Here is a 12,005-nt window from a genome sequence, read left to right as displayed (position 1 = left end):
GCCCAATTTAACAATAAAAGTAGGTCTGAGGGATAAAAATATTATTTATAAATTATCAATCAGGTAATTTTGCTTCCAAATAAGCAAAAGCTACCATGAGCTGGTTAAAATAGCGGTCGACATGAATTGCCATGACTGGCCGGGCGTTGACTTCTTGGTCAAAACGTCCCTCTAAGTCCGCCACGCAAAGCCCCTGGACTAAGTCACTATCCGTCACAATTGTCATGGAGGTCAAGGGAGCGTCTTCAACAAAATCATCCGCGTAATAAAGCATAAAGGACATGACATCATGAATAACACAACCAGGTAATTTTTCTCGTTCTTGGTAACTTTTGATCTGACTATCAAATAAGGCATGGAATAGTCTACCCAGCTTAGGATAAGCTTGTTCAATGGCTTGAATCCGTTCAGGAGTAAAGAGCGCTTGGTAAGTAGCATCCAAGCCACACATTGTGATTGGATTAACTGCCCCAATCCCTTGGTAGACAGCCTGAGCCGACTGGGCGTCGTAGCCATAGTTAAATTCAGTGACTGGAGTAAGCTTGCCTTTATGGATGCCGCCACCCATTGAATAGACTCTTCCTAAGTCATGGGCCAAATTGGGTTCTTTTTTCAGACACCGTGCCAGGTTAGTCAGAGGGCCTAGCGTCAGGAGATCGACCTTTTGAGGGGCCTGTTTCACCCTACTAATGATAAAATCGACAGCACTTTCTTGTTGTATTAATGTCTTATTGGCAGGCAGGTCTAAATCCCCCATGCCTTTGCCACCATGGTAGGCTTGGCGCTGGCTTTGCTTAATGATTGGATTTTGGCTTTGGTAAGCAACTCCCGAATAAATGGGTGTTTCTAGGCCGAGATAATTCACCAAGCTGCTGGCATTGGCATTAATTTGTTCAAGTGACTGGTTGCCTTGAACGGTGGTGAGGCCGATAACTTCTATATCTGGTTGACTTAAGGCTAATAAGATGGCGAGACTATCGTCTGTACCTGGATCCGTATCAATGATCACTTGCCGCATATTAACCACCTACTTGCGCTTCAGACTGGGACAAAGGATAGAAGGCTAGCATGTCTTCATAAAAAGCCAGGTCAGCTTGGGGCAAGAGGAAGGGTTCCACTTTTAAGAGCTCCCTTTCCAATTCTTGACAGAGGTCACTAAGTTCTGCACTTTTCTCACCGAGCAGATAGGATAGGCTCATGTGAAATTGATAATCCTCTTCCATGGGCAGCTGAAAAGCATCAGCCAGTTGGCGGCGGTAGTTATCTAAGCGGTGGTAGCTATCCACATCACTAGGTTCAAGCAAGATAGCTTGAGGAATCAGTCCAGTCACCTTCATTTTGATATTTTGTGGTTTAACCACTTGTTCAAAACGCTGGACCAAGGCTTGTTTGATTTTTTGTCTAGAGTAAGTATGCGGTAAGAAAGCCGGCCATTTGTCCGTCCCTTGGTCTCGCTCCTTAAACAGGCCTAGGATGGTAATATGAAAACTATATGGCGGTAGGAGCGCCAGCTTGTCTTGGTCACTCTGCGGAAAATCAGTGAAGGCGGTTTGAATTTTCTCTCCAGAAGCGACCACTTCTTTCATCGCTTCATTAGCATAAGAAATCACTGTATAACCTGGATTACTGATTGCTTGACCGTTTGGGGTAAATTTATCTTGGGGATTATTAATTTCCATAATGATTTCCTTCCTAAGTCACAATGAATTCTAGATAGCAACGATCATCAAAGCTATTATACTGGGAATGAAGCCCCTTAGTTGAGAGAAAATCCCGGCATAAGTTCGGGTCTTGCCTTAAAATTTCCTGCAAATAGGCCTCAGTAGCCGAAAAGTCCTCCTTAATGTCAGGATAACCATCACTGGTAAGCGTTACCCGGTCTCCTCTCTTCACAGAGATCGACTTGATTAAGGACATGGGGATGTCTTCCCCGTTAATTACTGCATAACCATAGGGCGTCTCTGCTTGGTTAGCAAAGCAGGTCGATTGAATGATCCAAGGTAGGATGACTTCTCGCCCAAGGTCTTGGTCTTGGTGTTCATCCGGACCAGCTGCAATCGCCAAGACAAGGGAGCGCATCTGACTGAGCACCTCATCTGACCGTTTGGGCTGGTAATAGTTCCTGCCATTGACCCTGGCTTGACAATCACCAATTAAGAAGATCTTCCCTAAATGCCGGCTATATAAAGCCATGACCGCTTGGAGGCCAAATTCTTTTCGGTCTAGGTCAAAGGCGATTTCCTGATAAAATTGGTTAATGACGGCGTTGATTCTCGCTAATATTTCTTCTAAGTCAGCTGCTTTTGGCAATTGACTAATCGCTTCCTTTATTAATCTACTGGCTAATTTCCCTGTTGTTTGTCCCTGATAGGTAAAAGTGGATTTGGAGCTTACCCCATCAATCACTGCGACATAATCATCCCTAATAATATAATCGTCTTCACATCGGGCTTGATCAGGGTGTTTTCCTTGGATAAATTCCTTAATCAATTGAACCATGACTCCCCCTCCTCTCTAAATAAAACAAAAAGCTGGAGCCTTGTCTGCCCCAGCTTTCTATTCATATGACTAGTTCAATAATTGATTAATTTCGTCTTCTGCTTTAGGCAGTTCTTCAGAAGCAGATACACCAGTAAAGATACGGTCACGTGCGTCTCTGAATTTTTCAGATGCTTGTAAACCATTGGCCCCTGGGAAGGATGAGAATGGTACTAAGTCTTCCATTTGGCCATAAGAGGTTTGATACATTTGGTCTTCTTCGATTAATTTCTTCAAGGTATCGTTCTCTGTCGCATCGGTCGTTGGAGGTAAGTAACCAGTTCCTTCGTCCCAAATTGCAATGTTATCTGGTTCGAAGAGGAATTTAATAAATTTCCAAGAAGCTTCTTGCTCTGCTTCATCTTGGGCGGTTACGGCTAAGAAAGAGCCCCCAGCTGGAATAGCGCGTTCTTTATCCCCAAAGCTTGGTAATGGGATCGCTTTGGCTTTGAAGCTAGCATTACGGGTGATATTTCCACGTTGAGCGATGGTTGAGTTGGTCATAGCTACGTCACCAGTAATGAATGATTGTTGCCCATCAGCAGTTTGCCCGTTGAAGACATATCCTTCTTCAATACCTTCAGCCCATAAGCCCATAGCTTCGATGGATTCATCAGAACCGATAGCAGTCTTCCCATCGTCAGTAACCACTTTACCCCCATTGGATTCAATTAATTGTTGGGAGGTCCAGTTGTCATTGGATTGGTCAATATTCAAACCATATTTACCCGTTTTGTCTTTGACGGTTTTGGCTGCTTCAAATAAATCTTCATAGGTTTTAATTTCGTCGGGGTTGACACCAGCTTCAGCGAGAAGGTCTTCATTAACGAAGATAACAGCTGTTGAAGCGGAGTAAGGGAAACCTAGAACTTCCCCTTCTAGGTTCTTAGCAAGGTTAGTGAATTCATCGTGGAACTTGGTGTCCATGTAGTCTTTGTCTTCTTCAGCCGCATATTTGTCAATGAGTTCAGCCGGCTTCATGGATTCGAAGTTCTCATCGAAGTATTCCCGATAAGCCCAGCCAATTTGAACTACTGCTGGATATTTCTTAGCTGCAGCTTGAGTTTGTAAGTTCTTCATCAAGCCTACATACAAGCCTTCATTATAAACTGGTGTCACATGAACTTCATCTTGAGATTCATTAAATTTATCCACCAATTCTTTAACCTGTTGGCCCCCTTGGGTATCAGCATTTCCGTGCCAGTATTCAATTTCAATTGGTCCTTCTCCGCCACCATCGTTGCTAGCTGATTCGGAACCACCATTGCCACACGCTGCCAAGGAAAGTCCAGCTAGGAGCGCCATGGCTCCTTTAAAAATTCTATTTTTTAACGACATGCTTTATAAACCCTCTTTCTATATTAACTATTAATAATTTGAAATAACCGCTTTTAGTCGCGCGCGTTAATAGGCAATGGTTTTTGCCCTGCAGATAAACGCTTAGCATTAAGGATATTTTCTGGGTAACCAATGGAATTGGTCGTATCAACATCGAAGAAATGCAAGTCATACTTTTCAAATTCCATATAAATGGGGTCACCTGGGTCAGCTAGGCGAATTTGAGTTAAGACCACCATAGTTTCACCAGCAATGTCCACATAGTTGGCATAGTTAGCCCCTTGGTTTTCAATGTGGCTGACTACCCCAGTAAAGGTTGTTTCTGAAGGATTGACTGTTACTTTGATTGCTTCAGGACGTACACCAACTTTGAGGTTAGTGTAATTGCCTGCTTCAATGAATTCCACCCATTCAGGGGCTAATGGGGCGGACTGCTCATGGATATAGAGACGGCCGTCCTTATAGGAACTATTATCAAAAATATTCATCGGAGGATTCCCAATAAAACAAGCCGTAAAGATATTGGCTGGGGTATGGTAAATATTTTCCGGTGTATCAATTTGTTGGAGTTCCCCAAAGTTCAGTAAAGCAATCCGATCAGCAAAAGTCATGGCTTCGATCTGGTCGTGGGTCACGTAAATCATGGTTTGACGGTAACGCCTGTGGATATCCACCAAAGATTCCCGTGCTGAAACCCGTAACTTGGCGTCTAAGTTAGATAGGGGCTCGTCTAATAGGAAGACATCGCTATCTTTAACAGTTGCACGTGCTAGAGCAACCCGTTGCCGCTGACCACCAGATAATTCAGCAGGTTTCCGTTGGAGATATTTTTCCAGGTCTAGGGCTTCCACTACTTCATTGACCCGGTTATCAATCCGATCTTTAGGGACCTTATTGACCTTGAGGCCATATGTGATGTTGTCATAAACGTTCATATGAGGATAGAGGGCATAGTTTTGGAAAACCATGGCTACATTACGGTCTCCAGGGGCCACTTCATTCACCTTTTGTTCGTCAAACATCAAATTACCATCTGTAATTTCTTCAAAGCCGGCAATCATCCGTAAAATTGTTGATTTCCCACAGCCAGAGGGGCCTAGTAAAACTAAACGTTCTCCCTCCTCAACTGAAAAGCTCATATCTTCCATAATGACGGTATCGCCATAAGCTTTTTTGATGTTATCTAATAAGATTCTAGTCATTACTTTTCTACACTCCTTACTTTGTCACTAATCTATTTAATACCGGCTGAGGTAAAGGTACCGATAATGTATTTTTGGAATACCAAGTAGAGTAATAATGGAATACTCATGGTAATCACGGAAATTGCCATGGCAACAGTAAAGTCAGTACCACCTTCTGCCGACATAAAGAGTTGTAAGGCCAGTGGTAAAGTAAAGTTTTCTTCTGTTTTTAAGAAGAGGGATGGCCATACAAATTCGTTCCAAGAGTTGATAAAGAACCATATCCCGGTGGAAGTTAATTGAGGACGAATAAGTGGAACAATAATATCCTTCATAATTCGCCAATCCGAAATATTGTCCAATTTAGCCACTTCAATCAAGGAATAAGGAATATTACGCATGGCTTGGTTCATTAATAAGATCCCAGTAGCATCAGCAACTAAGGGGAAGACTACCCCAAAAATATTGTCGCCTAGTCCCATCCGGTTAATCATGAGGTAGTTTGGAATCATGGTTACCGTAAAGGGAATAAAGATGGAAGAAATAAAGAGAAAATAGGATGATTTCTTCGCTCTAAAGTCAAAGTAGACAAAGGCATAGGCAGCTAAGAAGGAAATCACTAACTTAGCCACCGTTACAGTTGTGGCGATGGTAAAGGTATTCATCACAATCCTAAGTAATGGCAAGCGGTCCATCAACTTGATGTAGTTATCAAAGACCGGTTGCAATGGGATGAAAGCCAGGACATTATCATAAACATCCGGTAAGCGTCTCAAAGAAGTGCCCAAGGCAAACAGAATAGGCATCAGCCATATGATGACGATTAGGATGAAAACAATGGTCCAAATCACATTACTTGCGCTCCATTTTCCCCTAGTTTGCATAGTAGACACCCCTTTCGCTGAACTTGAAGTTCAAGAACAGTAAGATAGAAAAGAGTAGCAAAGTCACAATTGACATGGCTGCCGAGTACCCGGTTTGGAAGAGGACAAAGGCATTCTTGTAGGATTCATAAATCAAGTTAGATGAGGCGTTATCTGGTCCCCCCGAGGTAATCACTGAGATCGGTGTATAGACGTATTGGAGACCGGTAACAATGGTCATAATGAATACGTATAAACCCGTTGAGGAAGACATCGGCATAACAATATCTTTGAAGACACGCCAGGAAGGAATTTTATCCAAGCGGGCACTCTCAATGACTTCATTATCAATCCCTGAAATTGCTGCATAAAGTGTAATAAAGTTATAACCAAAAACTTTCCAAGCCGTAATGTAACAAATGACCACAATCACCAGGCTTTGGGAGGTTGACCAATTAGGGAGGTTAATCCCAACAAAGCCTAATAATTTAGCCACTGGTCCTGAGGTTGGGTTCAGAATCCAGTTATATACAATTGATCCAACCACCATTGAAATAAATGAAGGTAGGAAAAATGCGGATTTAAAGAAGTCTTTGAACTTTGGAATTAAGAAATGAAGCACAAAGGCAATCACATAAGGAACAGCAAAGTTAACAACTAACAAGATAAGAATATAGACCACGGTATTCCATAGAATCTTATAAGTTAGAGGGTCAGTAAACAAAGTGATGTAATTGTCAAAGCCTACAAATGTCTTCTTAGGACTGACCATATTCCATTCAAAGAAACTCAAATATAAAGTATAGAGTGTAGGCCAAGCTACAAATATACCAAATATGAGAATGGCTGGTAGTAGATACCATAGCGGTTTATAACGCTCTTTCATATTTCCTCACCTTCTAAATATCAAGCATTGTTATTTAATCAATTGGTTAATTTCATCCTGGGTATTTTGTACTTCGGTATCCACGTCAGCCCCACCTAAGACACGGTCTTTGAGGTCAATGAGCATTTGTTCTGCTTGCATACCGGAGTTACCAGGGAATGGTGCCCATGGAACCAGATTTTCTAAGTTGGCATAGGCTGCTGGGAAGATTTTATCGTCTTTAATTAAAGTTTGTAATTCTTCATTATCAGAAGCATCTTTCGTTGGTGGCACATAGCCAGTTCCCTTAGTCCAGGCAGCAATGTTGTCTGGTTCATATAAGAACTTCATAAATTTCCAAGCAGCTAATTGTTGGTCATCATCTTGGGCAGTCACCACAAGCATAGAACCCCCAGCTGGTTTATTAATTTCTTCGCCTTCAAAGGCAGGAGAAGGAATCGCTACAGCTTCAAAATTGGCATTATTCATGACATTGGTCCGTTGGGCGATGGTTTGGTGCCACATGCCGATGTTTCCTGAGATGAAGGCTTGTTGACCATCTTCTCCTGAAGCGTGAATAGCACTGCCTTCTTCAACCATGTCTTGGTAGAATTGGTAGGTTTCTTTCCCTTTATCGTCAGCAAATGCGGCTTTACCGTCTTTAAGCATTTGAGAGCCGTTAGATTCCACCATGGATTGGATATTCCAGTTATCTTCCGCTTCTTGGATATATAGGCCGGTGTGGTCAGTATTTTCACTGATGGTTTGAGCCGCTTCTCGGATATCTTCCCAGGTCTTAAGGTCGTCTTTATTAACTCCAGCTTCATTTAAGATATCCATATTCAAGTAAATTACCGGTACCGATAAGGAATAAGGTAAACCAACTTGGGAATCATCATTGGCTGTCGCTAAGCTATAGATATTTTCTTCGAACTTATCAGTGATAAAACTACTGTCTTCGGTGGATAAGTTGTCAATAATTTCTTGGGGTTGGCTATATTCAAAGTTATTGGCAAAGTATTCGCGGTAAGACCAACCAATTTGAACTAGAGCGGGCACTTGACCAGCAGCTGCATTGGTTTGGAGGTTTTGCATCAAACCTTGGTACATTCCTGATTGGAAGACTCCCGTTACATGAACTTCATCTTGGGACTCGTTAAACTCATTAATCAGTTCAGTAACCGTTTGTCCCCCTTGGGTGTCGGCGTTAGGGTACCAATATTCAATTTCTACGGGGCCGTCAGAAGCAGCGCTATCGCTCTCTCCTGAGCTATTGCCACATGCGGCTAAAGATAAACCTGTTAATAAGGTTAAACCACTCAATAACCATTTTCTAAGCTTCATTTCTCTACTCCTTTAAAGTATATTTTTTGCATTAACTTACAGTACTTGTTGAATATAACGGGTAGTAACTGGATTGGTTGTCTTCGTAAAGACATCAATGGTTTCGTCATTCACTTCAACCACGGAATAACCCAATTGATCAGTAAAGAAAGCCACATCTCCAACTTGTTCTAAACCAAAAGCTAATGAAGCCGCCGTGTGTTGCGGGATATTTCTAACCATAGCATGGCGGTTTTCATGAAGGTGACCAGTAAAAATCCCCCGTACATCGGACTGTTCTAATAGATCCAGATAGCTGTCACTAATCTCAGTTTCGATCACTCCTGGTTCCCAGCCAATAAGTAGAGGATGGTGGTGGAAAAGTAAGGTACCCTTTTCACTAGGCGTTGCTAATTGATCAGCCACCCAAGCTTCTAATTCTTTTGAAATGATACCGTGGTGACGACTCTGTTCGGCAGTATCTATGATAATTAAGCGATAGCCTTGAAAATCAACCACATAGTTCAATCCTTCATCAGCTTCCTTGCCGTACAGGGCTTGGTAAAAGGCTGCCTTATTGTCATGGTTACCTAAGACATAGTACAAAGGCATATCTTCTGGCATATAAGACCTTAAAATTCGGTCTAAAGCTTGGTAATCTTCGACACCGCCATCATGAATCAAGTCACCTGTGTTCACCACAAAGTCCACGCTATTAAAATCAAACGTTTCTAGAGCATGGAAAAGTTTCTCATGGGGTTCATAGTCGATACCAAATACTTCAAATTCGCCCTGGTAATTGTCCAAGTAATGGGTATCTGACAGATGCAAAAACTTCACGTGAATTCTCCTTTCCATTAAAGTACATTGTTCATTTTAGCCAAGCAATGTAAATTCTAGCGCCGCTTTTGAGTAAAGTTTGTAAATAATAGGTATTTTTTCGGTAAATAAAAATGAGTCTTTTTACAAATATTAACTAATAAGTAAATTTATAAGGAATGATTAAGAAATCCCTAGTAAATGTTAATTAAATGTAAAATTAATCAGAATTAGCTTTACATTAAATTTACAATAGGATAGAATAGTTTACGTAAAATTTACATAAAGCCAATGATTGGCCAAGTCAAAAGGTAAAAATCCAAAAAGAGAAAGGAAGAAAATCATTATGTTAAGATTTTTCGAACAACGCCGTCCTTACAAGAGCTTAAAACAGGTACAACGCGAAGAAAGCAAACGCCAAGCCAAAGAAAAGGCGCAAGTATTAGCCCATGCTAAATAGCAATTAGATAGCAAAAAGGCAGGACCTCCTCTATTTAGGAAGTCCTGCCTTTTTCTTTACAAATCAATCCAATGATATAAATGCAAGCAATAACCAATATATTTATAGAGCTCTTGTAGGGCCATTTTTTGGGTATAAGGGTGTTTTGGATAAGGTTGGCCTTGGTAGTAGGCACTGACATAAGTGAGCTGAAAGCCGTAATCTCGGTTTGCTCGCTGGAAGGCCAGACGGGTACGTCGCATGTGGTAATCACTAGTGACAACAATCGCAGAATGATAACCCAGATCATCCATAAGATCTAGTGAAGTAGTCGCGTTGGTCCAGGTGGAAGTGGCCTGGTTTTCTTCGATTAAGTTCTCCCTCTCAGCCCCCAATTGCTGGTAACCAGCAAATAAATCTTCGCCCACATCAGTATAGCGGGGAGAAACTATATTTTTTTCAGCGCGACTATAAGCAGCCTTCAGTAATTGGACGGCCTTTTCAGCCCGTTCGACAGCAGGCCCCTCCGCCACAATAATCAAATCACTGACTTGAGGGGCTTGGCCTTGGTCTAAATGTTTATAGATGTATCGCAAGCCTATCGCTAAGGCGGCAAAGGCTGATCCACCAATCAACAATTTCTTCTTCATGACGTCTCCCCTTCTTCAAGTAAACGTGCTCTCTTAAATCTTTCATTTAAACAGTAAATATAAAACCATTATAGCAAACCCCTGTTTATTTATTGGCTTTATACCTGCATAAAATAAAACTTTTATGATAAAATATGCATTTGGACTAAAATTTTGTATTTAAAGGGGAGAATTATCATTAAGTTTATAATTTTACTGGCACTTTGTCTGTTAGCCGGCTGCCATCAGCTTGACCAGCAAAGCCAGTCAATCAGTGATTACAAGGAAATCTACCAGCCAGTCAATGACCAAGTCTTCTCGGGGCGAGAGATTTTATCTTTAAATGACCAAGTTCAAGATTTAGAGCTTTCCTATTATGATGAAGGGGTACAAGCGACCATTACTGACCAGATTAAGACCTTGCAAGACAAACACAAATCTTATGACGATGGGCTCTTCATTATGAATCCTTTTGGCACCTTTACCCAATCCATCTATAGCTATCTACCTGACCCTGATCAAGACATTGACAAGGTGACTTATACCATTCAGTCTGAGACTAGCGATACGCTCACCTTTGAACCAGTCAATTACAGCCAGGATCCAAGTGCTTATGAATTTACCATGATTGGTTTAGTTCCAGGAGAAGACAACCAGCTAACCATCAGCCTCTATGATGAGGAAGAAACTAAGTTAACAGATTATCAATTTGACATCAGTGCCCCTGAGATCCAAGCGAGTGACTATCAATCCAAAATGGAAGTCCTCTATGATTCTGGGGAAGAACTAACTGATGGTTTCTATGCCAGTATGGGAAGTGACCAGGATAACGCCAAGTTTTCCTATCTTTATGACAATAATGGTCTCATACGCTCTGAATTGGTTTCTGACGGAGGCCGTTTAGAAAACTATCAATTTCTGGATAAAAAGCATCTCTTAATTAAGGTAAGTAATAACAAAATGGCCGTTCTCAATGGCCTGGGCCAACCAGTAAGGATTTATGAACTGCCTGAGCTTTCTGTTCATCATGACTTCATCGTTAACGAAAAAAAAGATGGAGCCTTCTTACTGACCTCTAATGTTCACGCGGATACCATTGAGGATACTATTAGTTACCTCGATCTTCGAACCGGTGAAAGCCAGGAATTGATCGATTTAAAAGAGATTTTTCCTAACTACTTTGAACCAGTCATGGCAACCCATCACAATCGGGCGGAAACAGAAATTGAGAATTACTTGACCGACTACCCTGACCAGGGATTGCAAGATATTGATTATAGCGATGACAACCTCACCCTCTTTGACGAAGAAGGTAACTTGTCCAATTTAGACTGGATCCATATTAACGCTATCGATGTGCTCAATCGTGATGAATTAATCCTTTCTTCTAGAGAAACTTCTTCAATAATCAAACTATCTAACATTTTTGACCAGGTCCAAGTGGACTATATTATTGGCCCTGAAGCGGTTTGGGAAGGCACTGGCTATGAGTATTACCTCCTCAACCCTGACAGTGACTTTAAACCCACTGGCGGCCAACACAGTGTCCGTTTCCAATCAAATGCTATTGATGATGGATTATATAACTTAACCCTCTTCGATAACAACTACTGGCGTCTCGATACCCGAGATGATTTAATCATTAATCTGCCACAAACAATGAGCCAAGAATTTGATCCGGAAGAACCCGATGCTTATTCTTACTTCTATAATTTCCGGGTCAATGAAGTGGACGGGAGCTATGACCTCGTTCAGTCTTTCCCTGTTCCCTATTCCTCCATCGTTTCCTCAGCCCAAGTCTATAAGGGGAACTATATTACGACAAGCGGGATGTCTAATATCCTCGGAGAATACAATCCCCAGGGACAATTAATTAGGCAATTCCAATTCTATATTCCTCGCTGGTCTTACCGCTTAATCAAACTAGACTTACAAGACTTTTTCTATGAAAACATCCTATAAGAAAAACCTCAAGCCTTGGCTATGGTGACCCCAATAAGTTGGACT

11 protein-coding genes are annotated in these 12,005 nt (G+C 41.6%); 1 reads left to right on the top strand and 10 read right to left on the bottom strand.

Annotation, left to right across the window (positions count from 1 at the left end):
• Positions 1–55: 55 nt before the first annotated feature.
• From HMPREF9243_RS03000 to HMPREF9243_RS02955, 10 genes are all read right to left on the bottom strand, one after another.
• On the bottom strand, positions 56–1,018 hold the full coding sequence (locus HMPREF9243_RS03000) for a nucleoside hydrolase (protein ID WP_013669120.1): 963 nt from the start codon (positions 1,016–1,018) through the stop codon (positions 56–58).
• A 1-nt stretch (position 1,019) separates the two neighbouring features.
• Positions 1,020–1,679 (bottom strand): DUF1868 domain-containing protein, encoded by a 660-nt coding sequence (locus HMPREF9243_RS02995; RefSeq protein ID WP_013669242.1) that lies wholly within the window; start codon positions 1,677–1,679, stop codon positions 1,020–1,022.
• Positions 1,680–1,692: 13 nt separating this feature from the next.
• Positions 1,693–2,499, bottom strand: coding sequence for a hypothetical protein (locus tag HMPREF9243_RS02990; protein WP_013669970.1), 807 nt, complete (start codon positions 2,497–2,499; stop codon positions 1,693–1,695).
• 69 nt (positions 2,500–2,568) lie between these two features.
• Positions 2,569–3,876 carry an ABC transporter substrate-binding protein gene (locus HMPREF9243_RS02985; RefSeq protein WP_013669609.1) on the bottom strand — a complete coding sequence of 436 codons (1,308 nt, stop codon included), beginning with the start codon at positions 3,874–3,876 and terminating at the stop codon, positions 2,569–2,571.
• 53 nt (positions 3,877–3,929) lie between these two features.
• On the bottom strand, positions 3,930–5,078 hold the full coding sequence (locus HMPREF9243_RS02980; RefSeq protein WP_013669761.1) for an ABC transporter ATP-binding protein: 1,149 nt from the start codon (positions 5,076–5,078) through the stop codon (positions 3,930–3,932).
• 32 nt (positions 5,079–5,110) lie between these two features.
• Positions 5,111–5,944: a carbohydrate ABC transporter permease gene (locus HMPREF9243_RS02975; RefSeq protein ID WP_013668872.1), complete on the bottom strand. Its 834-nt coding sequence runs from the start codon at positions 5,942–5,944 to the stop codon at positions 5,111–5,113.
• Entirely contained in the window at positions 5,934–6,809 is an 876-nt protein-coding gene (locus tag HMPREF9243_RS02970) for a carbohydrate ABC transporter permease (protein WP_013669610.1), read from the bottom strand. Before HMPREF9243_RS02970 ends, HMPREF9243_RS02975 begins: the two co-directional genes overlap by 11 nt.
• Before the next feature lie 30 nt (positions 6,810–6,839).
• Positions 6,840–8,132: an ABC transporter substrate-binding protein gene (locus HMPREF9243_RS02965; protein WP_013668588.1), complete on the bottom strand. Its 1,293-nt coding sequence runs from the start codon at positions 8,130–8,132 to the stop codon at positions 6,840–6,842.
• 36 nt (positions 8,133–8,168) lie between these two features.
• Positions 8,169–8,951: a metallophosphoesterase gene (locus HMPREF9243_RS02960; protein ID WP_013669411.1), complete on the bottom strand. Its 783-nt coding sequence runs from the start codon at positions 8,949–8,951 to the stop codon at positions 8,169–8,171.
• Positions 8,952–9,446: 495 nt separating this feature from the next.
• The gene (locus HMPREF9243_RS02955) at positions 9,447–10,019 is read right to left on the bottom strand and encodes a YdcF family protein (RefSeq protein WP_013670004.1); all 573 of its coding nucleotides are present in this window, start codon (positions 10,017–10,019) and stop codon (positions 9,447–9,449) included.
• 153 nt (positions 10,020–10,172) lie between these two features.
• Here HMPREF9243_RS02955 and HMPREF9243_RS02950 point away from each other — a divergent pair, with 153 nt between their 5' ends.
• A complete protein-coding gene (locus HMPREF9243_RS02950; RefSeq protein ID WP_013668803.1) occupies positions 10,173–11,960 on the top strand; it encodes an aryl-sulfate sulfotransferase in 1,788 nt (595 codons plus the stop codon).
• The last annotated feature ends 45 nt before the right edge of the window (positions 11,961–12,005 follow it).

Origin of the sequence: Aerococcus sp. Group 1 (genome assembly GCF_000193205.1) — a bacterium.
Classification (GTDB): Bacteria; Bacillota; Bacilli; order Lactobacillales; family Aerococcaceae; genus Aerococcus; species Aerococcus urinae_A.
This window is presented reverse-complemented; position numbering and strand designations above follow the sequence as displayed.